This is a genomic window from Streptomyces sp. NPDC059895 (assembly GCF_042731035.1).
GTDB lineage: Bacteria > Actinomycetota > Actinomycetes > Streptomycetales > Streptomycetaceae > Streptomyces.
Genome location: NZ_JBHWKO010000005.1, coordinates 168,069 through 191,429 on the forward strand (window position 1 = coordinate 168,069; position 23,361 = coordinate 191,429).

Consider the following 23,361-nt stretch of genomic DNA (forward strand, 5'->3'; position numbering starts at 1 on the left):
TCCCATCTCGTGCGGCAGGCCGGGGGGCACCGGCCCTGCGTCAGCGCTTGGTGGTGTCCGTCGGCTCGCCGACCGGGCGCGAGCTGGTCACGTCGCCGGGGGCGGCCTGGATGGTGCGCTGAGTGGGGGGCTGCTCACCGGTGTTCGGCGGGCCGGCCGGGGTGGTGTTGCTGCTGCCCTCCTCCTTCATCGCCTTGGCCTCGCTCTTGAGGATGCGCGCGGACTTGCCGAGCGAGCGGGCCATGTCCGGAAGCTTCTTCGCGCCGAACAGCAGGATGATGACGACGAGGATGAGAATGATCTCGGGGGCGCCGAGCCTTCCGAACATAAGTCTTTACCTTCTCACCGAGGCGGCTGGGTGGGATGCTGTCCGACCGGTCGGACATACGTCCGAACGATCGTGTTGGCAGCGATCGTAACGCCGGGGGGTGAACGTGAGGCAATCCCCGTGCGTACTCCCGGTCCGCGATCCGGGCCTCGTTTTCCGGACCGCGACCAGCAGCGTACCCGCCCGAACGGGCGTGACGGGAGGGCGAAGCCGCCCAAAACGCGTTCGGCGCCGGACTCACAGCCCTGCTACAGCAGGACTCACAGCGTGTCCACAGCCCGGCTCGCGCTCACGGCGGACCGCTCCAGTTCCTCGGCGGCCCTGTTGATACGGCGTGCGGAGTCCGCGACCTGCTGTCCCAGGCGCCGCGCCTCCAGGAAGACCCGGACGGCGAACACAGCGAGGACGGCGAGACCCAGGAAACCCACGGCTACCGCGAACATCGGCCAGAACATGACGCCGAGCCTAGACCCTCACGGCTTCGGCCCAGGACGCGTCCCGCGGATCGTCCCGCCCCGCGGCCGCGGCACCTCCTGGCGGCACCGGGCCCACGGCGGTGCGCCGGGGCAGTGGGGCACCGCGACGGCGTCGCGGTCACGTCCGGGCGCACGGAGCCGTCGGCCCCGCCCCCGGCGTCCCTGGGGGGACGATGTGCCGGAGACGTGCTCAGAGCGTCGAGTGCAGCCGCAGGGTCCGGACCCCGCCGCCGGTGAGCAGCTCGACGATCCGTTCACCGGCCGGCTTGCGCACGGCGGCCCCGCAGTCGGGGCAGGTGAACGAGTAGAAGGTGGTGCGGCTGGTGGCTCCGATGGTCAGCCGCAGCGCGCCGGCGGCGAGCTCGAACCGCCCCCGGCAGTCCGGGCACCCGGCCCGGAACACCATGGGAGTCACGCTCCGCATCCCCGCGAACGCGGAGGCCACCGAGACCTCCCGCACACCGGACAGCCCCGACTCGCTCACTGCCTCTGCTCCCGCCCGTCGCCCTGACCGACCCACTGCCCGCCACCGGCCCGCGTCCCGGCCGCCGCGTCGTCCTGCCCACCGCCCACTGCGCCGACCCAGCCGTCGGCCACGCCACCGGCCCGCGCCCGCACGGCCGTGCCGCCCGGCTCACCGGCCACGGCACCGGCCTGCCCGGCGAGCCGCTCACCGGGCCACCCGGCGGACGCTCCCCCGAGATCCCCGGCGGTCGGGCCGCCGGGTCCCGGGGCGGCGTCCCGGCGTACGGCGGGCGGAGCCTCGTCACGGCCTCCGGCGGCGAAAGGGGCGTCGTCCCCGCGTCCGCCGGACGCGACGCCGTCCCGGCGGGCCGCCTCGGCCTCGACCCCGTCGTACGCCGCGAGCGCCTCGCGGGCGGCGCGGCGGGCCCGGTCGGCGAGGTCCGGCGGCGACACGATCCGGCCGTCGGGTCCGAGGCGCAGGGCGAGGCGGCGCAGGGAGGCGGGGTCGGGGGTGCGCAGGGTGATGCGCAGACCGCCGTCGGGGAGCTCGTCGGCCTGGTCGTGCGGGTAGTACTCGGCGACCCAGCGGCCGCCGGGGCCGACCTCGACGACGACCTCCGGATCCTCGGCGGCCGGCTGGACCAGCCCCTCCGACAGGTCCCGCAGTTCGATCTCGGGCGGGGCGGACGGCTCGTCGAGGATCCGGATCTCGGCGACCCGGTCGAGGCGGAAGGTACGGCGCGCCTCGGAGCGGCGGCACCAGGCCTCGACGTAGGTGTGGCCGACGCTGACCAGGCGGATGGGGTCGATCTCCCGCTCGGTGACCTCGTCGCGGGCGGGTGAGTAGTAGCGGATCCACAGCCGGCGCCGCTCGGAGATCGCCCGGTCGACGTCGGCGAAGACGCCGCCCTCGGACTCGAAGGTCACCGACAGGCGTGAGCTGGCGCCCGCCGCCTCACCGGCCGCGGTCTCCACCTTGGCCGTCGCCCGCAGCAGCGCCTGGCGGTCGCTCTCGCGCAGGCCCGGCAGCGTGGCCACGGCCCGCGCGGCCACCAGCAGCGCGGTCGCCTCGTCGGCGGCCAGCCGCAGCGGCTCGGCGGCGTCCGCGCCGAGCGCGGCCGGGTTGTGCCACCAGATGCGCTCACCGTCGGTGTCGATGTCCAGCAGATCGCCGCCGCGGAAGCTGGTGCCGCACATGGGCAGCACGTCGAGGTCGGAGACCAGCTCGTCCTCGGTGATGCCGAAGGCGCGCGCCACGTCCTCGATCCGCGCCCCGGGCCGCTCCCGCAGGTAGGTCACCAGGGAGAGCATCCGCCGCGTCTGGTCGATCGCGTTCGCCGGCCTGACCGGTTTGCCTGCCACTGTGTCGCTCGCTCTCCCTCAGCCCTTGGCCACGGCGCGCAGCCGGTCCACCACGTCGGCCCGCAGCTCCGCGGGCTCCAGGACCACCACGTCCGGCCCGAACTCCACCAGCCAGGCGTCCAGCCCGTGCCCGTACGGAATCTCCAACTCGTCCCACCCGTTCCCGAGTTCCCGCACCGCCGTCGCCTTCGCCCGCAGGGGGTACCCGGCGTCCGTGCGCAGCCGGATCAGGGCGCTGCGGTCGGCGCTCTCCCCCGCCCAGCCCGCGACGGTCTCCCGGACGGTGACCACGTCCGGGACGGCGGCGGTGAAGCGGCCGCCCCGGGAGCGCACCTTGCCGGTGATCCGGGACAGCCGGAAGACGCGTTCGGCGCCCCGGTCGCGGTCCCAGCCCGCGAGGTACCAGTGGCCGCGCCAGCACTCCAGCGCCCACGGCTCGACGTTGCGGGGCTCGGGGCGGGCGGCGGTGGCCTTGCGGTAGTCGAAGGTGACCGCGCGGCGGTCGCGGCAGGCCAGCATCAGCGGCTCGAACGCGGCCTCGTGCACCGGGATGCGCGGCTCGAGGGCGCCGTGCGCCTCGTAGGGGTCGACGCCCTCGGGCAGCCCGGCCGCGCGCAGCTTCTGCAGCGCGCCGCTGGCCGCGCCGGCGAGCCGGGCCTGCTGCCACACCTTGGCGGCCAGCCCCAGCGCGGCGGCTTCCTCGGCGTCGAGCGTGATGGGCGGCAGGCGGTTGCTGTCGCGGCGGGCGAGGTAGCCGATCTCGCCGTCGATGCTCTCCACGGTCTCGATGACCAGGCCGAGCTCGCGCAGATCGTCCTTGTCCCGCTCGAACATGCGGTTGAAGGAGTCGTCGTTGCCCGCTTCCAGGTAGGCCTCGATGGACTCGCGCAGCTCGCGCTTGCTGAGCGGCCGCCGCGTCCCGAGCAGACACAGCGCCAGGTTCATCAGCCGCTCGGCCTTGGCAATGGCCATCGACGCCCTTCGCCTTCCTCATGGTGCTTCCGACGGTTGACCGTACCGCTCCGCGGTGCCCCGGCAAAAGCCGAGGGCCCATGCCCGGACAGGCATGGACCCCAGGTGGTCGGGACCGGTCGCGTCCCGGTCGCCCGAACCGGTCGCACGATGATCGGACGGACCGTTCGTACGGCGATCGGACGGTCTTTCGGACGGCGGCCGGCCGGACGACGATCAGACCCCGAGCAGGTCCACCACGAAGATCAGCGTCTCACCGGGCTTGATCGCCGGGGTGGGGCTCTGGTTGCCGTAGGCGAGGTGGGCCGGGATGGTCAGCTGACGACGGCCGCCGACCTTCATGCCCTGCACGCCCTGGTCCCAGCCCTTGATGACACGGCCGCCACCGAGCGGGAAGCGGAACGGAGTGCCCCGGTTCCAGCTGGCGTCGAACTCCTCACCGGTGCTGAAGGCGACACCGACGTAGTGCACGGTGACGGTCTGGCCCGCCTGCGCCACCTCGCCGTCGCCCTCCCAGATGTCCTTGATCTCGAGGTCCGCCGGGGGCTCGCCGCCCGGGAAGTCGATCTCGGGCTTCTCGATGCTCACGTCTCTAGCTCCAGATTGTTCGCGGAAAGGCAACAAGCACAGTCTTACACCTCGGCGCCGTCACATCTTCGCGAGGATGTCCACCGTGAAGACCATCGTCGAGTCCTTCTCGATACCGCTGCCGGCCGGCGGCTCGTCCCCGTACCCCAGGTCCGGCGGAATGACGATGACGACCCGACTGCCGACCTTCTTGCCGGTCAGCCCCTGCGACCACCCCTTGACGACCTGCTGGAGCCCGAAGGACGTGAGCGCCTTGCGGGAGTACGTCGAGTCGAACTCCTTGCCCGTGTCCCACACGACGCCCTTGTACTGCACCAGGACGCTGTTGTCCGCGGCGACCACCTCACCGTCACCCTCGATGACGTAGTCCGCCACCAGCTTCTTCGGCGGGTCGGCCTTGGGGATCTCGATGGCGGGCGCCTTGCCGTCGGTGTTCGTGCCCACCTTCGGCACAGCCGCGTCGTCCTGCGGGACGTCCGTGCCCTGCGCCGAACTGCTCGCGTTGAACGTGGCCTCCAGATCCACCACGAACACCAGCGTGTCGGTGCCCTCGATACCCGCCTGCGAGTTGCCCTCCGTGCCGTACCCCCAGGTCGGCGGCACGGAGAACTCCACCCGGCTGCCGGTCTTCTTCCCCGACAGGGCGTAGCGCCAGCCGTCGATGATGCTCCCGGTGGCCAGCTGGATGACCAGCGGCGTCTTCCGGTCGTAGGAGTTGTCGAACACCTTCGCGGTGTCCCAGATCTGACCGAGGTAGTTCGCCTGGACGTAGTCGTTCTCCGCCACGGTCCGGCCGCCGCCCGCGATCACCGTCTTCACCGCGAGCTGGTCGGAAGGATCACCGCTGCCCTTGGCGACCGTCGGCTTCTCCCCGAACTTCGCACCGGCCGTGATACCCGGCAGCGGACCGTCCACGATCTTCGGCGCGGGCGCGGCGGACGCCTCCGAGGCGGAGGACGACGCACTGCCGTCCGCCGAGCTCGACGAGCCGGACGAGTCGTCACCGCACCCGGCGAGCGTGACCAGTCCTGCGGGAACGGCGGCGAGAATGAGTGAGCGTCGGCGCACGGTGAAGGCCTCGTAATCGGTCGATCTCGTGAAGGGCGTGCGCGCAACTCTACGGCGTGAGAAGGGCGCCGTACGGAAAACGTACGGCGCCCGCGTTGCGTTCCGAAACGGCACCCTCCCGCCCGGACGGAGCCGGACCCCAGGACACCCGAACGCCTCACTCACATGCCGGCGATCAGCTTCTCCACCCGGTCGTCCACCGAACGGAACGGGTCCTTGCACAGAACGGTGCGCTGCGCCTGGTCGTTCAGCTTCAGATGCACCCAGTCGACGGTGAAGTCCCGCCGCTGCTCCTGCGCCCGGCGGATGAAGTCACCGCGCAACCGGGCCCGAGTCGTCTGCGGCGGCACCGACTTGCCCTCGAAGATCTTCAAGTCGTTGCAGATCCGCGCGGCTTGGCCCTTCTTCTCCAGCAGGTAGTACAGACCACGACGACGGTGGATGTCGTGGTAGGCGAGGTCTATCTGCGCGACACGCGGATGCGACATCGTCATGTTGTGCTTGGCCCGGTACCGCTCGATGAGCTTGTACTTCATCACCCAGTCGATCTCGGTGCCGATACGGTCCAGATCCTCCGCCTCGATCGCGTCCAGCGTCCGGCCCCACAGCTCCAGGACCTGCTCGACGGTACCCGTCCGGATACCCCGGCGCTCGCAGAAGTCCACCGCCTTCTCGTAGTACTCCCGCTGCACCTCCAGCGCGGACGCCTCCCGGCCACTGGCCAGACGCACCTTGCGCCGGCCGGTGATGTCATGGCTGACCTCACGGATCGCCCGGATCGGGTTCTCCAGCGTGAGGTCACGCATCACCGTGCCCGCCTCGATCATGCGCAGCACCAGGTCGGTGGCACCCACCTTGAGCAGCATGGTCGTCTCGGACATGTTCGAGTCGCCCACGATCACATGCAGCCGGCGATACCGCTCCGCATCCGCGTGCGGCTCGTCCCGGGTGTTGATGATGGGCCGGGAACGGGTCGTCGCCGACGAGACGCCCTCCCAGATGTGCTCGGCCCGCTGACTGACGCAGTACACCGCCCCACGCGGCGTCTGGAGCACCTTCCCCGCCCCGCACAGCAACTGCCGGGTCACCAGGAACGGGATCAGGATGTCCGCGAGCCGGGAGAACTCCCCGTGCCGCGCCACCAGGTAGTTCTCGTGGCAACCGTAGGAGTTGCCCGCCGAGTCGGTGTTGTTCTTGAAAAGGTAGACGTCGCCCGCGATTCCCTCCTCGTGCAGGCGTCGCTCCGCGTCCACCAGGAGTCCCTCGAGAATGCGCTCGCCGGCCTTGTCGTGGGTGACCAGTTCGGTCACGTTGTCACATTCGGGTGTCGCGTATTCCGGATGCGATCCCACGTCGAGATACAGGCGGGCGCCGTTCCGCAGAAAGACATTGCTGCTACGGCCCCATGACACGACACGCCGGAAGAGGTACCGCGCCACCTCGTCAGGCGACAGGCGGCGCTGTCCCCTGAACGTGCACGTGACACCGTACTCGTTCTCCAGCCCGAAAATGCGGCGGTCCATGACTGAACATTACGCCCGATCTCCGGAACTGAAACGGGGTTCGACGGCACGGTTCGGATCATTTTCCGATACGGCCGCAACGACCCCGCTCCCCGCGGGAGCTGCGAGTACCCGCCCCGTCGCCAGCAAAACCAGCAAAGACACCCCGCCCGCGGCACCCGGCACCACGAAACCCCACAACGCGCCACCCGCCTCGACCACCGGCCCCGCCAGGCCCGTTCCGACCGACGAACCGACCGTGAACGTCGTCACCAGCCACGAGAACGCCTCCGTCACCGTACCGGCCGGCGCATGCCGGTCCACCAGCACGAACGCACACGCGATGGCCGGCGCGAGGAACACACCGGCGAGCGCCGTCAACGCCACCATCGCCACAGCGCCCGGCATCAGCATCAATGGCAGGTAACACACCGCCAGAAACCCCACCAGCACCCGCAACCGCCGCTCCGGCACCCCCCGCCACCGCCGGGCCCCGTACCCCAGACCCCCGACCAGCGCCCCCAGCCCCAGCGCCGCCATCAGCCACCCGTACACCACGTCCCCACCGTGCTCGTCCGCATACGGCACCGAAGCGACCGTGATCGACCCCAGCGCCACACCGACGAACAGGAACGCCGCCAGCATCACCAGCAACCCCGGCGACCGCAGCGCCCCCAGCCAGTGCGCCTCACGCGGAGCCGACCGCCACGCACGCGACGGCGCCGACACCACCACCGACAGCGCCCCCATCACCCCCACCACGTTCAGCACCAGCAGCGCCGCCTGCGCCGACCACAGCGACACGCACAGCGTCACCAGCAGCGGCCCCACGGTGAACATCACCTCCTGCGCCACCGCGTCCATCGCGTACGCGGTGTGCACCTGGTCCTCCCGGCGCAGCACCGACGGCCACAACGCCCGCAGACCCCCCTCCAGAGGCGGCGTGAACAGCCCGGCCGCCGCCACCGCCACGTACGCCAGCGGCAGCGGACCGACACCCGCGAACGCGAACACCGCCATCGCCACAGCGGAGGCGAGCGCCGCAGGCAACTGGACCCGCGGCTGGCCGTGCAGGTCGACCAGACGCCCGAGCAGCGGCTGACCGACGGCGTTGGCGACCCCGTACACAGCCGCCAGAGCGCCCGCGAGACTGTAGCCGCCGCCCTCCGCCCGCACGAACAGCACGATCGCGATGGCAGCCGTGGCATTGGGCAGCCGGCCGACCAGCGTGCCCGCGAGCAGCCGCGCCACATGCCTCACCCCGAGGATCTCCAGGTATCCCGCGGCCAATGTCCCGCCTCCGTCAGCTCGCCCGGAGCCACCCACCCCTCCGGGTTTTACGTATAACGCATTCCGCCATACGTACCATGACGCTGTTCACCAGTCCAGAGCACACCCCCGCACACCCCCCACACGCCCCCAGCACGACCACACCCGCCAGACCAGAGAGCAGGCCCACGGTGGCACCAGGCAGCACCCGCCCCACCAGCCGTGACGTCGCCCAGGCCGCAGGAGTCTCCCAAGCCGCCGTCTCCCTCGTCCTCGGCGACAAATGGCGCGGCCGCGTCTCCGAAACCACCGCCGAACGCGTCCGCCAAGCCGCACGCCGACTCAACTACCGACCCAACCTCGCCGCCCGCCACCTCCGCCTCGGCCGCACCCGCACCGTCCTCCTCGTCGTCCCCGCCCTCACCACCGAATTCTTCGCCGGCGTCTACACCGGCGCCGCCCGCATCGCCGCCCACCACGGCTTCGGCGTCGTCCTCTACCCCTCCCCCGAAGGCATCGGCCCCGCCCGCGACCCCTTCGCCTCCGCCCCCGCCGCCCTCGACGGCATCATCGCCTCCTCCATGGCCGCCGACGCCCTCACCGCCCTCCACGGCGACCAACTCCCCCTCGTCATGCTCGACAGCGACCCCACCGGCAACCTCGGCACCGCCACCGTCAACCTCGACATCACCGACGGCACCCACCAGACCGCCGACCACCTCCTCACCCTCGGCCACCGCCACTTCCTGCACCTCGCCGCGGACGTCCCCTCCTGGACCTTCGACATCCGCGCCCGCGCACTCGCCGCACGACTGCGCACCGTGCCCGGAACCTCACTCACCACGGCCCACACCCCCCTCACCATCGACGGCGCCCTCACCGCCACCGACACCGCCCTCGCCACACCAGGCCCCCGCCCCACCGCCGTCGTCTGCGACGACGACAAACTCGCAGCCGGCGTCTACAAAGCAGCACGCCGCCGCGGCCTGCGCATCCCCGACGACCTCTCCGTCACCGGCGTCGACGACATCGCCCTCGCCACCGCCCTCGACCCCGAACTCACCACCGTCCGACTGGACGCCGAACTCTTCGGAGAACGAGGCATGCAAGCCCTCCTCGCCGTCCTGGACGGCCAAACACCGGACGACACAGACATCCCCGTCCACCTCGTCGTCCGAGGCTCCACAGCACCCCCAGGCGCCCCCTGAACACACCCGTGCCCCCGACCACCACCACCGGCCGGGGGCACACACAACACCAACCGAGACCTACTCCTCCTCCTCGGAACTCTCCGCCTCCGTAGCCGCACCACCGGCCTCCAACAACCGCGCCAACTGCCGGCCCACGATCCGCTTGAACTTCCGCGACTGCGGCCGCGTACGATCCAGGACCGCCACCTCCAGCCGCTCCGCCGGGATCTCCCGCTGCGTACCGTTCGTGTCACGCGACAAGGCCTGCACGGCCAGCTTCAACGCCTCCGACAGACTCATCCCGTCCTGATGACGCTGATCCAGATAACTACCGATCTGCTCGGCATTACCACCCACCGCCACCGAACCGTGCTCATCCACGATCGACCCGTCATGCGGCAGCCGATAGATCTGGTCACCGTCCGGCGTCTCACCGACCTCGGCCACCACCAGCTCCACCTCGTACGGCTTCTCCCCCGCCGACGAGAAGATCGTCCCGAGCGTCTGGGCATACACATTCGCCAGACCCCGAGCGGTCACATCACCCCGGTCGTACGTGTAACCCCGCAGATCCGCATAGCGCACCCCACCGATGCGCAGGTTCTCGTACTCGTTGTACTTACCCGCCGCCGCGAAACCGATCCGGTCATAGATCTCACTGAACTTGTGCAGCGCACGAGACGGATTCTCGCCGACGAAGACGATCCCATCGGCATACTGCAGCACCACCAGACTGCGACCACGAGCGATACCCTTCCGCGCGTACTCCGCACGATCGGCCATCGCCTGCTGAGGCGAAACATAGAACGGCGTCGACACCGGTTATCCGTCCCTTTCAGTAGAAGTCACTCGATCACCCGCCACACCGACGGCCCACTACAGCAGCGCGGCCCGCGGACCGTCCGGCTGCTCCAGCCGGCGCGCCAGCACCGACCGGGCGACCTCGGACGACTCCTCCTCCGTCAGCCGGCGGAACCCGTCCTCGGTGATCACAGTGACGATGGGGTAGATCCGGCGCGCGACATCGGGACCACCGGTCGCCGAGTCGTCGTCCGCCGCGTCGTACAACGCCTGCACCACCAACGTCGTGGCCTGCTCCTCGGTCAGATCACCACGGAACAACTTCTTCATCGCACCCCGCGCGAAGATCGAACCCGAACCCGTCGCCGCGAAGTTGTGCTCCTCGGAACGACCACCCGTGACGTCGTAGGAGAAGATCCGACCCCTGCCCCGGTCCACATCGAACCCCGCGAACAACGGCACCACCGCCAACCCCTGCATGGCCATGCCCAGATTCGACCGGATCATCGTCGACAACCGGTTTGCCTTGCCCTCCAACGAGAGCTGCGCACCCTCCACCTTCTCGAAGTGCTCCAGCTCCAACTGGAACAGCTTCACCATCTCCACCGCCAGACCGGCGGTACCGGCGATACCGACGGCCGAGTACTCGTCCGCCGGGAACACCTTCTCGATGTCCCGCTGCGCGATGACGTTGCCCATCGTCGCCCGCCGGTCACCGGCGAGCACCACACCACCCGGGAACGTCACGGCCACGATCGTGGTGCCGTGCGGCGCCTCGAGCACCCCCTGGGTCGGGGGCAGCTGACGCTTGCCGGGCAGCAGCTCCGGCTGGTGCTCGGAGAGGAAGTCCATGAAGGACGAGGACCCAGGCGTCAGGAAGGCAGCTGGTAGACGCCCGGTGCTACGAGTGTTGGCTTCCACGTGGTTCCTTCCAGGTAGGCAGCAGCCCGACGGACCGCGTCGGGATCGTCTCCCAACTTGCCGATGGCCGAATTGCAGTTGAAGCACAGTACGCCACGGACCTTACCCGTCTCGTGACAGTGATCCACATGTACCGCCGGAGCTTTCAGGCAGATCACGCAGAGCCCCATCTGTGAGGCGATCATCGTGGCTCGTTCAGCCTCTGTCATGCCGTACTGGCGCATCAGATGCCCCGCGCGCCCCTCGGCCGCCCGGCACGTCTTGCAGCGGGTCGACAAGCCGTCCGAGGCAGTGGCATTTCGATGCCACTCACTCCACGGCTTGATCTCCCCGCACTTCAAGCAGAGCTTGTGCCCCTCAGGGACCTCGACCTTGGGACAGACCTTCTTGCCGAGGCTCTGCTGACGCGCTCTGTGGTAGTCCGACGCGCAGTCGCGGCAATGCCTCTGGAGACCGTCAAGGTTCGATCGCCTGCGAGCGAAGGCCGCGTGCGGCTTGACTTCTCCGCACCGCACGCAGCGCTTCACGCCATCTTCGATTTCCATTCGGCAAGCCCCCCGCAACCTTCAATTCGAAGGCTACTCGCCACCTTTCTGAACGAATGACCTCACGAAGTCCTCTGCGTTCTCCTCCAGGACATCGTCAATCTCGTCAAGAACCGAGTCCACGTCGTCGCTCAGCTTCTCGTGCCGTTCCTTGAGGTCCTCGGAGGCCTGCGTCTCCGCCGCCTGCTCCTCGACCTCCTCGGTGGACCGCGTGGCCTTCTGCTGCCCGCCGCCGGTGTCCTTGGTCGCCATAACCCTCACCCCGCTCTGTTGCCCGACATGGTCGACAGGTCGGCATTCCTGCCGATCGGTGATGATCAGACCCTACAAGCCCGGTCCGACATCGGCCCCGCAGTTGTGGGAACGTACGGGTGCCACTTCGATGATTCCCTGGCGCCGGGGTTTCCACCCCGGCGCCGGGGGCGGTCCGAGTACCCGCTCAGTTGCCCGACAAGACCCTGACCAGGTCTTCTGCCGTGCGACAGCGGTCCAGGAGCTCCTTGACGTGATTTCGCGTTCCGCGAAGCGGTTCGAGGGTTGGGACACGCTGGAGGGAGTCCCGGCCGGGCAGGTCGAAGATGACCGAGTCCCAGGAGGCGGCGGCGACGTCGTCGGCGTACTGCTCCAGGCAGCGGCCGCGGAAGTAGGCGCGGGTGTCCTCCGGGGGCTTGGACCTCGCCCGTTCGACCTCCGCCTCGGTCAGTAGCCGCTGCATGCGGCCGCGGGCCGCCAGGCGGTTGTAGAGGCCCTTCTCGGGGCGTACGTCGGCGTACTGGAGGTCGACGAGGTGGAGGCGGGCGGCGTCCCAGTCGACGCCGTCGCGGCGCCGGTAGCCCTCCATGAGTTCGCGTTTGGCGACCCAGTCGAGTTCGCCGGAGAGGCTCATGGGGTCGTTCTCCAGGCGGGTGAGGGTGTCCTCCCAGCGTGCGAGGACGTCCTTGGTCTGGTCGTCGGCGTCGGCGCCGTAGCGTTCCTCCACGTATTTGCGCGAGAGCTCGTAGTACTCCATCTGGAGTTGGACGGCGGTGAGTGTGCGGCCGCTGCGGAGCGTGATCAGGCGCTTGAGGGTGGGGTCGTGGGAGACCTGGTGGAGGGTGCGTACGGGCTGGTCGACGGCGAGGTCGACGGCGATGAAGCCGTCTTCGATCATGGACAGGACCAGGGCGGTCGTGCCCAGCTTGAGGTAGGTGGAGATCTCGGAGAGGTTCGCGTCGCCGATGATCACGTGGAGGCGGCGGTACTTCTCGGCGTCGGCGTGGGGTTCGTCGCGGGTGTTGATGATGGGCCGTTTGAGGGTTGTCTCCAGGCCGACCTCGACCTCGAAGTAGTCGGCGCGCTGGCTGAGCTGGAAGCCGTGTTCGTGGCCGTCCTGGCCGATGCCCACGCGGCCGGCTCCGGCGAAGACCTGGCGGGAGACGAAGAAGGGCGTGAGGTGGCGCACGATGTCGGAGAAAGCGGTTTCCCGCTTCATGAGGTAGTTCTCGTGCGTGCCGTAGGAGGCGCCCTTGTTGTCGGTGTTGTTCTTGTAGAGGTGGATGGGCTGGGCGCCGGGGAGTGCGGCGGCCCGTTCGGCGGCTTCGGCCATGATGCGTTCGCCGGCCTTGTCCCAGAGGACGGCGTCGCGGGGGTTGGTGACCTCGGGGGCGCTGTATTCGGGGTGGGCGTGGTCGACGTAGAGGCGGGCGCCGTTGGTGAGGATCACGTTGGCGAGGCCGATGTCCTCGTCGGTGAGCTGGCTGGCGTCGGCGGCCTCACGGGCGAGGTCGAAGCCTCGGGCGTCCCGCAGGGGGTTCTCCTCCTCGAAGTCCCAGCGGGCCCGGCGGGCCCGGTGCATCGCCGCCGCGTAGGCGTTGACGATCTGGGATGAGGTGAGCATGGCATTGGCGTTCGGGTGGCCGGGGACGGAGATCCCGTACTCCGTCTCGATGCCCATTACTCGCCGTACGGTCATGCGGCCCTCCTTGCCCGGCGGCATCCTCGGTCGTGGGTGCCGCTCAAGTACCGCTGGTGCTCCGGTGCGTGTGCGGTGCCCGTCCCCGCACTGCGCCCGGCGGTACGGAAGAGCCTAGAACGCCTCTGCGCTGGTGGGGAGATCATTTGCGTCATTGCCTGCTCCAGCAGTGGCCCGAAAAGCAGTCGGCTGCGGGTACCCCGGATTGGGTACCCGCAGCCGTTCCGGTTTTACAGGTACTGTCCGGTGTTCGCCACCGTGTCGATGGAGCGTCCGGTGTCGGAGCCCTGCTTTCCGGTGATCAGGGTGCGGATGTAGACGATCCGCTCGCCCTTCTTTCCGGAGATCCGGGCCCAGTCGTCAGGGTTGGTGGTGTTGGGCAGGTCCTCGTTCTCCTTGAACTCGTCCACGCAGGCCTGGAGGAGGTGGGAGACGCGGAGGCCTTTCTGGTTCTTCTCGAGGAAGTCCTTGATCGCCATTTTCTTGGCGCGGCCCACGATGTTCTCGATCATGGCGCCGGAGTTGAAGTCCTTGAAGTAGAGGACTTCCTTGTCGCCGTTGGCGTAGGTGACCTCCAGGAAGCGGTTCTCCTCGGTTTCGGCGTACATGTGTTCCACTGCCGTCTGGATCATGCTCTGGACGGTGGTGGTCTTGTCGCCGCCGTGTTCGCCGAGGTCGTCGGAGTGGAGGGGGAGGCGCTCGGTGAGGTACTTGCCGAAGATGTCCTTGGCCGCTTCGGCGTCCGGGCGCTCGATCTTGATCTTCACGTCGAGCCGGCCGGGTCGCAGGATGGCGGGGTCGATCATGTCCTCGCGGTTGGAGGCGCCGATGACGACCACGTTCTGCAGGCCTTCCACGCCGTCGATCTCGGCGAGCAGCTGCGGGACGATGGTGTTCTCCACGTCGGAGCTGACGCCGGAGCCGCGGGTGCGGAAGAGGGATTCCATCTCGTCGAAGAAGACGATGACGGGGGTTCCTTCGCTGGCCTTCTCCCGGGCTCGCTGGAAGACGAGGCGGATCTGCCGTTCGGTCTCGCCGACGTACTTGTTGAGGAGCTCGGGGCCCTTGATGTTGAGGAAGAAGCTCTTGCCGGCGGCCTGGCCGGTGACCTCGGCGACCTTTTTGGCCAGTGAGTTGGCGACGGCCTTGGCGATGAGTGTCTTGCCGCATCCGGGGGGCCCGTACAGCAGGACGCCCTTGGGCGGCCGCAGTTCGTGCTCCTTGAACAGGTCGGGGTAGAGGTAGGGGAGCTCGACGGCGTCGCGGATGGCTTCGATCTGTCCGCCGAGGCCGCCGATCTGCTCGTAGCCGATGTCGGGGACCTCTTCGAGGACGAGTTCCTCGACCTCGCTCTTGGGGACGATCTCGTAGACGTAGCCGGAGCGGGGTTCGAGCAGCAGGGCGTCGCCGGGGCGGATGGTGACGTCGAGCAGGGGTTCGGCGAGCCGTACCACCCGTTCCTCGTCGGTGTGCCCGAGCACCAGGGCGCGCTCGCCGTCCTCGAGGATCTCCTTGAGGGTGACGATGTCGCCGACGCGCTCGAATTCCATGGCGTCGACCACGTTGAGCGCTTCGTTGAGCATTACTTCCTGGCCGCGTCGGAGCTCGTCGAGCTCGACGCTGGGGCTGACGTTCACGCGGAGTTTGCGGCCTCCGGTGAAGATGTCGGCCGTGCCGTCCTCGTTCGCCACGAGGAAGACGCCGAAGCCGGCCGGCGGCTGGGCGAGCCGGTCGACTTCCTCCTTGAGGGCCACGATCTGGTCGCGGGCTTCGCGGAGTGTGTTGGCGAGTCGCTCGTTCTGGGCGGACACGCCGGCCAGGTTGGTCTGCAGCTCGACGATCCGCTCTTCGAGAATCCTCGTGTGTCGCGGAGAGTCGGCGAGCTTACGTCGCAGGACGGCGATCTCCTGCTCAAGGTAGGCGATCTGCCCGGCCGGGTCGTCGGACCCTCGTCCCGGGCGGATGCCGCGGTTCATGTCGTCGTCGTGGGCTGCCACGGTCCTCACCTCCTCCAAGGGGAGCTGGACGCTTCCAGACCCTACCTGGGTGGGTGTCGATTGAAACCCCTAGATCACAAAGACTGTCGGGGTGTGTCCGATCTTCACCCTTGCGCTCTCCCTCACGCCAGGGGAATACCCACCGAACATGATTGGAAAGCTGCCGACGGTAGGGTCGAAGTGTTCAACACCCGTCAGAGCCTGCATCGTTCCCGGGCGGCTCGGCGCTAAACGACAGGAGATATGGGCGTGCAGCAGGAGGCCGGTGTCGGCGGCGAGGCGCTGGAGGTCTGGATCGATCAGGATCTCTGTACCGGCGACGGTATCTGTGCGCAGTACGCGCCGGAGGTGTTTGAGCTGGACATCGATGGTCTGGCGTATGTGAAGAGCGCTGAGGACGAGCTTTTGCAGGGGCGGGGGGCGACGACGCCGGTGCCGCTTCCGTTGTTGGCGGATGTGGTGGACTCGGCGCGGGAGTGTCCGGGCGAGTGCATCCATGTGCGAAGGGTTTCGGACAGGGTGGAGGTGTTCGGTCCGGACGCGGAGTGAGCGTTCGCGTACGGTCCGTCACGGCTGTCTGGTTTCTCACAGCGTGGGGTGGTGCGGGTCAGACGCTGTGGGTACCGGAGGGTGTCGTGCGGACGAACGTGTCGTCCTTCCACTGCCACTTGGCGCTGTCCTTGACGTCGGGGCAGCAACTGGGCACGTCGGCCGAGGAGTAGCCGAGGAGTGAGGCGAGGACGGTGCCGTCGGTGATGGAGATGCTGGTGACGGTGGTGCGGGTCTGGGGGTCGACGAGGGTGGCGACCACGCGCGCGTGGGGGGCGTCGTCGGCCTGGGTGAGGACGTAGAGGCCGTCGGGCGGGGTGCCCATGGGGGCGTCGCAGTGGACGACGGCGACGGTTTCGGGGCGGCCGTCGCCGTCGAGGTCTCCGGAAGCCTGTTTCTGGACGAGGGCTTTGACCGGGCCGCAGTCGATCGGGAAGTCGACGCCGGTGGTGGTGGGGGCGGTGGCGGGTGTGGACCGGGTGTCCGGGGCGGTGGGCTGGGCGGCTGTGGCCGGGTGGGGCTGGAGGACCGAGGAGAGGGCGACGACGCCGGCCACGGCGGTGGCGGTCGCGACCCAGTGGATCGGTCGGGTGTGGGTGTGTGCCAGTTCCGGGACGGCGGGTTGCACTAGGAGCGTCTCCTGTGAGGGCTGTGCCGCTGGGGGTGGCCAGCATCGTGCCACACGTCACAGTGCGGGGGAACGGCGGGGTGCGGGGTGCCGGGTGTGGGGGCTCAACATGAGGGCGCCGTGTCCGAGTTCCGGGGGTGTCGGGGGAACTCGGGCACGGCGCTGGTGCGTTGACCTGGTGTGCGGCGGCTTCAGCGGCCGCTGCCTCCGTCGGCGTTGGGGCCGGCGTAATCCTCGCCGTAGGCGCCCTTGGCGGGGCGGCGGCGGCGCATGGGCGGTTCGACGCCGTCGGCGAGGCGGCGTGCGGTGAGGAGGAAGCCGGTGTGGCCGATCATGCGGTGGTCCGGGCGGACGGCGAGGCCTTCGATGTGCCAGTTGCGGATCATCGTCTCCCAGGCGGTCGGCTCGTTGAAGGAGCCGATCTCGCGGATGGACTCGACGGTCCGGGCGAGCTGGGTGGTGGTCGCGACGTAGCAGCAGAGGATGCCGCCGGGGACGAGGGCCTTGGAGACGGCTTCGAGGCATTCCCAGGGGGCGAGCATGTCGAGGATGACGCGGTCGACGTCGGTGTCGCTCAGGTTGTCCTGGAGGTCGCCGACGGTGAGCTGCCAGGCGGGGTGCGGGCCGCCGAAGTAGCGTTCCACGTTCTGCTGGGCGATCTCGGCGAAGTCCTCGCGGCGCTCGTAGGAGTGCAGCATGCCCTGGTCGCCGATGGCGCGCAGCAGGAAGCTGCTGAGGGAGCCGGAGCCGACGCCGGCTTCGACGACGCGTGCGCCGGGGAAGATGTCGGCGAAGGCGAGGATCTGCCCCGCGTCCTTGGGGTAGACCACGGCGGCGCCGCGGGGCATGGACAGGACGTAGTCGGGGAGCAGGGGGCGCAGCGCGAGGTAGGCGACGTTCCCGGTGGTGCGGACAACGCTGCCCTCGGGAGCGCCGATCAGTTCGTCGTGCGGGAAGGAACCCTTGTGGGTGTGGAAGTTCTTTCCGGCTTCGAGCGTGAACGTGTAGTGGCGGCCCTTGGGGTCGGTCAGCTGTACCTGGTCCCCGACCTTGAAGGGCCCGCGCCTGCGGGCGGCACCGGTCGGTTCGGACATGTGAACAGCCTACCGGCCTTTGTGGGGGGTGCCGACCACGCGGGTGTGGGCTGTGGGGGGCCGTGGGGGGTGGGCCGGTGTGGGGTGGGGTGGGTTTCAGGAGGTGGCCGGTCTGGCCATGGCCTTGACGAAGGCGCGTTCCACGTCGGCCGCGGAGAGGACGCCGTAGATCTCGCCGGTTTCCTCGACGACGAGGTATTCGGTGGCGGGTGTGGCGCGCAGGGCGTCCAGCAGGTCTTCTCCGGCGAGTTCGGCGGAGACGCGCATGCCGTCGGTGAGGTCCTGGGCGAGGCCGCTGACGGCGACCCAGGGGCGGCGGTGTTCGGGGACGCCGACGATGGCGGCTTCGCGGACCAAGGAGAGGGGTTCGCCGTGGGCGTCGACGATGACGAGGGCGCGGGCTCCGGCGTCGTTGGCGCGGCGGAGGGCTTCGGAGAGGGGGGTGTCGGATTCGACGGGGACGGCTCGGCGGGTGAGGGTGCGGGCGCGCAGTTCGGGGAGGTGTTCGCGCAGGCGGGCCATGCGCAGGCTGTTGCCGGCGCCGGTCCAGATGATGGCGGCGAGGATGGCGGCGAGCAGGGCGTCGAGGACGGTGTCCATGCCGACGCTGTCCTCGGCGGACTCTCCGAGGGCTCCGGACTGGGTGAGCAGGGGCAGCCCGATGAGGACGGAGACGGCGAGGACGCGGCCGACCCAGGCGGCGGCGACGGTGCCGCTCATGGGTCTGCCGGTGATCTTCCAGACGACGGCGCGGAGCATGCGGCCGCCGTCGAGGGGGAGGCCGGGCAGGAGGTTGAAGATCGCCACGATGAGGTTGGAGATCATCAGTCCGGCGAGGAGGACGCCGGGGACGGTGCCGGGTTCGACGGGCTGGAGGGCGAGGTAGAAGAGGCCGGCGAGGGCGAGGGAGAGGAGGGGGCCGACGAAGGCCAGCCAGAATTCGCGGCCGGGGGTCTCGGCCTCCTTCTCGATCTCGGAGACGCCGCCGAAGAACTGGAGCTGGATGCGGCGGACGGGGAGTTTGAAGCGGAGGGCGGCGACCGTGTGGGCGAGCTCGTGGACGAGGACGGAGGCGTAGAAGGCGACCGCGAAGAAGAGGGAGACGAGGTAGCGGGCGGCGCCGAGTTCGGGCAGGACGCGTTCGAGCTGGCCGCCGAAGACCCAGGTGATGAGGGCGGCGACGAGGAACCAGCTGGGGGCGACGTAGACGGGGACGCCGAAGGGGCGTCCCATGAGCAGGCCGCCGCGGGACTCCGGGGGGCGCTGGGGCGGTCGGCCCTTGGCGGGGTGCTCGCCGAGGGCGGGCGCGGGGGTGGGGGTGGGGGTGGGGTTGGGGGTGTGGGCCCGGGGGTGGTGGGGGTGGCGGTCGGTGGGGGTGGTGGGGGTGGCCGTGGCGGCTGTGTCCGTCTCGGCGTCGCCCGTCCCTGCTGTGGCGGTCTCGGCCGTGCCCGACTCGGCGTCGCCCGTGCCCGTGGCGGCCGTGCCCGACTCGGCGTCGCCCGTCCCGGCCCTGCCCGTGGACGCCGTCTCCGTGGCCGCCGTGCCCGACTCGGCGTCGCCCGGGGCGGCCGTGTCCGTCTCGGTCGTCCCCGTCTCGGTGCCGTCCGGGGTGTCCTGGTCCGTGGTGTTCCGGGGGGTGGGCTGGGTGGGCGGTGCCTCGGGCGGGGGTGGTTCGATGGTCTGGGGCGCAGGTGTCACGGGGCGCTCGGCCGACTCGTCGCTGTCCGGCCGCGGCCGCCCGCTCCCGCCGCTTTCCACCACGGTGTCCCCTCGATCGAAGCGTCTTCCGCTCCTGCCGGGCGGAAGGGTCTCGCCACCGATGGTATGCGGCCGTCGGGACGCGTTCCGCCCCGGCACCCCCGTGTTCCACGGCCGTCGCCGGGTCCGGCGGCCGCGGGCTGGGTGGCTGTCGGTGGCGGGCCGTAAGGTCTGTGGGCATGGAGAGCAGCAGCGAGGGTGTCGCCGAGGCGGGCGACGGCGGTGTCGTGCAGGCCCCACCGCGGGTGGAGGGGGCTCGGGCGGTGGCGGACGACGGCCGGAAGCCGTATGTCGCCATACCGCCCGCCTCGCTCTCGCCGTCGCGGGCGGGGGACTTCATGCAGTGCCCGCTGCTGTACCGGTTCCGGGTGATCGACCGGTTGCCGGAGAAGCCGAGTCCTGCGGCGACGCGGGGGACGCTGGTGCACGCGGTCCTAGAGCGTTTGTTCGATTCCCCGGCGGCCGAGCGGACCGCGCCGCGTGCCAAGGCCCTCGTTCCGGGGCAGTGGGACCGGCTGCGCGAGTCCCGGCCGGAGGTGGTGGAGCTGTTCGCCGACGATCCTCAGGGCGAGCGGCTGGCCGGCTGGCTCGCGGAGGCCGAGCGGCTGGTCGAGCGCTGGTTCACGCTGGAGGATCCGACGCGGCTGGAGCCCGCCGAGCGGGAGCTCTTCGTCGAGGCGGAGCTGGAGTCGGGGCTGACGCTGCGCGGGATCATCGACCGGGTGGATGTGGCGCCCACCGGGGAGGTCCGGATCGTCGACTACAAGACGGGCAAGGCGCCGCGGCCGGAGTACGCCGAGGGCGCGCTGTTCCAGATGAAGTTCTACGCCCTGGTGGTCTGGCGGCTGAAGAAGGTGATCCCGCGCCGGCTGCAACTGGTGTACCTGGGCAGCGGGGACGTGCTGACGTACGACCCGGTCCGTGCCGACCTGGAGCGGGTGGAGCACAAGCTGCTCGCGTTGTGGGAGGCGATCCGGCTGGCGACGGAGACGGGTGAGTGGCGGCCACGGCCGACGAAGCTGTGCGGCTGGTGCGATCACCGGGAGCGCTGTCCGGAGTTCGGGGGCACTCCCCCGCCGTATCCGCTGCCGGTGAGGGCGCCCGAGTCAGGCGGTGTCACGCAGGGCAGAATGGGGCCGGACTAGCGAAGGAGACTCTCGTGGCCATCCGCGTCCTACTGGTCGACGACCAGCCGCTGCTGCGTACCGGCTTCCGGATGATTCTGGAGGCCGAGCAGGACATCGCGGTGGTCGGCGAGGCCGGCGACGGCCTCCAGGCCCTCGACCAGGTGCGGGCCCTGCAGCCCGACGTGGTTCTGATGGACATCCGCATGCCCCGGATGGACGGGGTCGAGGCGACGCGGCAGATCACCGGGCCGGGGCGGGACGGTCCGGCGAAGGTGCTGGTGCTGACGACGTTCGACCTCGACGAGTACGTGGTGGAGGCGCTGCGTGCGGGCGCCAGCGGTTTCCTGCTGAAGGACGCCCCGGCGAACGAGCTGGTGCAGGCGATCCGGGTGGTGGCCGCCGGTGAGGCGTTGCTGGCGCCGAGCATCACGCGCCGGCTGCTGGACAAGTACGCCACGCATCTGCCGTCCGGTGACGAGCCGGTGCCGGACACGCTGCACACGCTGACCGACCGTGAGGTCGAGGTGCTGAAGCTGGTGGCGCGGGGGTTGTCGAACGCCGAGATCGCCGCCGACCTGTTCGTCAGCGAGACCACGGTGAAGACGCATGTGGGGCATGTGCTGACCAAGCTGGGGCTGCGTGACCGGGTGCAGGCCGCGGTGTACGCGTACGAGAGCGGGCTGGTGCGCCCGGGCGCGCAGTAGAGGCCCGCGGGTACGGCGAAGGGCGCCTCTCCGGGAGGAGGGGCGCCCTTCGTGTGTGCGTGCCGGGATCAGCCGCTGACGCCGCGGGCGAGCTCCCACAGCTGGAGGGTGGCGGAGGAGTTGAGGACGTACGCGGTGCCGGTGATGTCGTCACGGGAGGCGACGTACTGCTTGCCCTGCCACAGGGGGATGATCGGGACGTCCTCGGCCACGATGTCCTGAATCGCCGTCAGGTTGGCGGCCGCGGTGAGGCGGTCGGCCTCGCGGCGGGACTCGGGGATCAGGGTGTCGGTGATCTCGCTGTTGGTGTACGGGGACTTGAGGAAGTTGTCCTTGTCGAGGAACGGCGCGAGGAAGTTGTCGGCGTCGGGAAAGTCGGGGAACCAGCCCATGCCGTAGACCGCGTACTCGCCCTTGCGCTCGGCGGGGATGAAGGTGTCCCAGGCGGCGCCCTCGATGGAGACGTCGAAGAGGCCGCTGTCGTTGAGCTGCTTCTGGAGCTGCTCGAACTCCTCCTTGGTGGCCGTGCCGTAGTGGTCGGTCGTGTAGTTCAGCGTCAGCTTCACCGGGGTGCTGACGTCGGCTTCCTCCAGCAGATCCTTGGCCTTGGCGGTGCTCGGGTCGCCGTAGGTGTTGAAGAAGGAGTTGGAGTGGCCGGTGACGCTGGCCGGGACCAGGGAGTACAGCGGTTCGGCCTGGGTGCCGTAGACCTCGGAGACGAGTTCGCTGCGGTCGATGAGCTGGGCCATGGCCTGGCGGACGGCCTTGCTCTTCACCACGGGGGCGGAGGTGTTGAAGGCGAGGTAGCGGATCTCCAGGCCGGCCACTTCGACGAGGTCCTCGTCGTTGTCCGCGGCGGCGTCGGAGAGGGTGTCGATCTGCTCCGGCGACATGGTGCGGGTCATCACGTCGATGTCGCCGTCGTCGAGGGCGGTGCCCATGGCGTCGGCGTCCTCGAAGGACAGGATCTCGACCTTGTCGTTCTTCACGTCCAAGGTCCCCTTGTAGTTGGGGTTCTTGGTGAAGACGGCGCGGGTCATCTCGTCGCCGTCGGTCTCCGCCGAGAGGGTGTAGGGGCCCGAGCCGTCGACGGAGAAGCCCTCGCGCAGCTTGCCCTTGTCGTAGTCGTCGGGGTTGACGATGCCGGCGACCGGGGTGGAGAGCTTGAAGGGGAAGGTGGCGTCGGCGGTCTTGAGGTGGAAGATGACCTTGTCGTCGCCCTGGGTCTCGACCGTGTCGATGGTGGACAGCAGGGCGAACACGCCGGAGTCCGCCTTGATGGCGCGGGCGCGGTCGATGGAGAACTTCACGTCCTCGGCGGTGATGGCGTCTCCGTTGGAGAACTTCAGGCCGCTGCGCAGCGTGCAGGCGTAGCGCTCGTTGCCGCTGTCGGTGAAGCCGCAGCTCTCGGCGGCCTCCGGGACGGGGTCGCCGTCGCCCTTGGGCTGGATCATCAGGGTCTGCACGGTCTGGCGCAGGATGTTCCAGGTACCGACGTCGTAGGAGTACGCCGGGTCGAGCGGCGCCGGGGCGTCCTTGGTGGCGCTGAACCGGTCGGTGGTGCCCACGACGATGGCGTCGCCGCCGCTCCCGCTGTCGGTCCCGCCGCACGCGGCGAGCACGGGCGCGAGCAGACCGACCACGGCCGGCAGCACCAAAGTCTTGCGGTTCATGCTCGATTTTCTCCAGAACTGTCAAGTCCGTGTATCCGGCATGCAGGGGTGTGGCAGCGGATCACGGGGTGGGGGCGATGTTCTCGCGATGAGATTAGTCCGCGCTCGCAGGACGGTTCGCGGCCACCGGAGTTGAATGCCCATCACGCAGCGGAACCGGGTGTGGACGCACGGGAAAGCCGCCTGGGGAATGATTCGTGCAGCGTTCCATCAATCGGGACACAAGGGCACGCCCACTCCGCCCGAACGAGGGTGAACAGCACGGCGAGGGCGTCCTGTCGACCCCGTTCGGCGTGGGGAACGTCACACGTTCGACGAGGTGCGGGAGGTGTGGAATTCGGCTGTCGGTGATGATCCGAATTCACCGCGCACACGCGCCGAATTTCCACTGCT

The 23,361-nt window shown here is 69.6% G+C and carries 22 protein-coding genes and 1 pseudogene; 4 read left to right on the forward strand and 19 right to left on the reverse strand.

Annotated features, from left to right (window positions below):
- Nucleotides 1-40: 40 nt before the first annotated feature.
- The 9 genes and pseudogenes from tatA to ACFV9M_RS08255 all read right to left on the reverse strand — a co-directional run bounded on the left by tatA (nucleotide 41) and on the right by ACFV9M_RS08255 (nucleotide 8,051).
- Nucleotides 41-328 carry a Sec-independent protein translocase subunit TatA gene (gene tatA / locus ACFV9M_RS08215; RefSeq protein WP_385067025.1) on the reverse strand — a complete coding sequence of 96 codons (288 nt, stop codon included), beginning with the start codon at nucleotides 326-328 and terminating at the stop codon, nucleotides 41-43.
- Nucleotides 329-588: 260 nt separating this feature from the next.
- Nucleotides 589-783 carry a hypothetical protein gene (locus tag ACFV9M_RS08220; protein ID WP_385067022.1) on the reverse strand — a complete coding sequence of 65 codons (195 nt, stop codon included), beginning with the start codon at nucleotides 781-783 and terminating at the stop codon, nucleotides 589-591.
- A gap of 211 nt (nucleotides 784-994) precedes the next feature.
- Nucleotides 995-1,288: a hypothetical protein gene (locus ACFV9M_RS08225; protein ID WP_385067019.1), complete on the reverse strand. Its 294-nt coding sequence runs from the start codon at nucleotides 1,286-1,288 to the stop codon at nucleotides 995-997.
- A 311-nt stretch (nucleotides 1,289-1,599) separates the two neighbouring features.
- Nucleotides 1,600-2,631: pseudogene (locus ACFV9M_RS08230) on the reverse strand (helix-turn-helix transcriptional regulator); the annotation flags it as partial.
- Between the two features lie 18 nt (nucleotides 2,632-2,649).
- Complete coding sequence (locus ACFV9M_RS08235; protein ID WP_385067016.1) at nucleotides 2,650-3,603, reverse strand: helix-turn-helix transcriptional regulator; 954 nt, start codon at nucleotides 3,601-3,603, stop codon at nucleotides 2,650-2,652.
- A 216-nt stretch (nucleotides 3,604-3,819) separates the two neighbouring features.
- Nucleotides 3,820-4,191 (reverse strand): FKBP-type peptidyl-prolyl cis-trans isomerase, encoded by a 372-nt coding sequence (locus tag ACFV9M_RS08240; RefSeq protein ID WP_385067013.1) that lies wholly within the window; start codon nucleotides 4,189-4,191, stop codon nucleotides 3,820-3,822.
- A gap of 60 nt (nucleotides 4,192-4,251) precedes the next feature.
- On the reverse strand, nucleotides 4,252-5,259 hold the full coding sequence (locus ACFV9M_RS08245) for an FKBP-type peptidyl-prolyl cis-trans isomerase (protein WP_385067010.1): 1,008 nt from the start codon (nucleotides 5,257-5,259) through the stop codon (nucleotides 4,252-4,254).
- Between the two features lie 161 nt (nucleotides 5,260-5,420).
- Nucleotides 5,421-6,782, reverse strand: a complete 1,362-nt coding sequence (gene pafA, locus ACFV9M_RS08250; RefSeq protein ID WP_028801611.1) for a Pup--protein ligase — start codon at nucleotides 6,780-6,782, stop codon at nucleotides 5,421-5,423.
- 9 nt (nucleotides 6,783-6,791) lie between these two features.
- Nucleotides 6,792-8,051, reverse strand: coding sequence for an MFS transporter (locus ACFV9M_RS08255; RefSeq protein ID WP_385067007.1), 1,260 nt, complete (start codon nucleotides 8,049-8,051; stop codon nucleotides 6,792-6,794).
- Nucleotides 8,052-8,221: 170 nt separating this feature from the next.
- Here ACFV9M_RS08255 and ACFV9M_RS08260 point away from each other — a divergent pair, with 170 nt between their 5' ends.
- Nucleotides 8,222-9,238, forward strand: coding sequence for a LacI family DNA-binding transcriptional regulator (locus ACFV9M_RS08260; RefSeq protein ID WP_385067006.1), 1,017 nt, complete (start codon nucleotides 8,222-8,224; stop codon nucleotides 9,236-9,238).
- A 60-nt stretch (nucleotides 9,239-9,298) separates the two neighbouring features.
- Here ACFV9M_RS08260 and prcA read toward each other — a convergent pair whose 3' ends face one another.
- The 6 genes from prcA to arc all read right to left on the reverse strand — a co-directional run bounded on the left by prcA (nucleotide 9,299) and on the right by arc (nucleotide 15,435).
- Nucleotides 9,299-10,039: a proteasome subunit alpha gene (gene prcA, locus ACFV9M_RS08265; RefSeq protein ID WP_385067004.1), complete on the reverse strand. Its 741-nt coding sequence runs from the start codon at nucleotides 10,037-10,039 to the stop codon at nucleotides 9,299-9,301.
- A 57-nt stretch (nucleotides 10,040-10,096) separates the two neighbouring features.
- Complete coding sequence (gene prcB, locus ACFV9M_RS08270) at nucleotides 10,097-10,942, reverse strand: proteasome subunit beta (RefSeq protein ID WP_385067002.1); 846 nt, start codon at nucleotides 10,940-10,942, stop codon at nucleotides 10,097-10,099.
- Nucleotides 10,894-11,487, reverse strand: a complete 594-nt coding sequence (locus ACFV9M_RS08275; RefSeq protein ID WP_385066999.1) for an endonuclease VII domain-containing protein — start codon at nucleotides 11,485-11,487, stop codon at nucleotides 10,894-10,896. The genes prcB and ACFV9M_RS08275 overlap by 49 nt, the downstream gene beginning before the upstream one ends.
- Nucleotides 11,488-11,520: 33 nt before the next feature.
- Entirely contained in the window at nucleotides 11,521-11,739 is a 219-nt protein-coding gene (locus ACFV9M_RS08280; protein ID WP_385066997.1) for a ubiquitin-like protein Pup, read from the reverse strand.
- 187 nt (nucleotides 11,740-11,926) lie between these two features.
- Nucleotides 11,927-13,438 carry a depupylase/deamidase Dop gene (gene dop / locus ACFV9M_RS08285; RefSeq protein WP_385066994.1) on the reverse strand — a complete coding sequence of 504 codons (1,512 nt, stop codon included), beginning with the start codon at nucleotides 13,436-13,438 and terminating at the stop codon, nucleotides 11,927-11,929.
- A gap of 230 nt (nucleotides 13,439-13,668) precedes the next feature.
- Nucleotides 13,669-15,435: a proteasome ATPase gene (gene arc, locus ACFV9M_RS08290; RefSeq protein WP_385066992.1), complete on the reverse strand. Its 1,767-nt coding sequence runs from the start codon at nucleotides 15,433-15,435 to the stop codon at nucleotides 13,669-13,671.
- Nucleotides 15,436-15,678: 243 nt separating this feature from the next.
- On the opposite strand from arc, the gene ACFV9M_RS08295 reads away from it, so the two are divergent.
- The gene (locus ACFV9M_RS08295) at nucleotides 15,679-15,984 is read left to right on the forward strand and encodes a ferredoxin (RefSeq protein ID WP_385066989.1); all 306 of its coding nucleotides are present in this window, start codon (nucleotides 15,679-15,681) and stop codon (nucleotides 15,982-15,984) included.
- Nucleotides 15,985-16,042: 58 nt separating this feature from the next.
- On the opposite strand, the gene ACFV9M_RS08300 is transcribed toward ACFV9M_RS08295, so the two are convergent.
- From ACFV9M_RS08300 to ACFV9M_RS08310, 3 genes are all read right to left on the reverse strand, one after another.
- Nucleotides 16,043-16,612 carry a hypothetical protein gene (locus ACFV9M_RS08300; protein WP_385066986.1) on the reverse strand — a complete coding sequence of 190 codons (570 nt, stop codon included), beginning with the start codon at nucleotides 16,610-16,612 and terminating at the stop codon, nucleotides 16,043-16,045.
- 191 nt (nucleotides 16,613-16,803) lie between these two features.
- Entirely contained in the window at nucleotides 16,804-17,706 is a 903-nt protein-coding gene (locus ACFV9M_RS08305) for a tRNA (adenine-N1)-methyltransferase (protein WP_085208270.1), read from the reverse strand.
- A gap of 96 nt (nucleotides 17,707-17,802) precedes the next feature.
- A complete protein-coding gene (locus ACFV9M_RS08310; protein ID WP_385066983.1) occupies nucleotides 17,803-19,467 on the reverse strand; it encodes a site-2 protease family protein in 1,665 nt (554 codons plus the stop codon).
- A gap of 176 nt (nucleotides 19,468-19,643) precedes the next feature.
- On the opposite strand from ACFV9M_RS08310, the gene ACFV9M_RS08315 reads away from it, so the two are divergent.
- Nucleotides 19,644-20,609 (forward strand): RecB family exonuclease, encoded by a 966-nt coding sequence (locus ACFV9M_RS08315; protein ID WP_385066980.1) that lies wholly within the window; start codon nucleotides 19,644-19,646, stop codon nucleotides 20,607-20,609.
- Nucleotides 20,610-20,623: 14 nt separating this feature from the next.
- Nucleotides 20,624-21,295, forward strand: a complete 672-nt coding sequence (locus ACFV9M_RS08320; RefSeq protein ID WP_037670515.1) for a response regulator transcription factor — start codon at nucleotides 20,624-20,626, stop codon at nucleotides 21,293-21,295.
- A 68-nt stretch (nucleotides 21,296-21,363) separates the two neighbouring features.
- Here the strand turns inward: ACFV9M_RS08320 and ACFV9M_RS08325 are convergent, their stop codons facing one another.
- Nucleotides 21,364-22,968, reverse strand: a complete 1,605-nt coding sequence (locus ACFV9M_RS08325) for an ABC transporter substrate-binding protein (RefSeq protein WP_385066977.1) — start codon at nucleotides 22,966-22,968, stop codon at nucleotides 21,364-21,366.
- Nucleotides 22,969-23,361 lie beyond the last annotated feature (393 nt).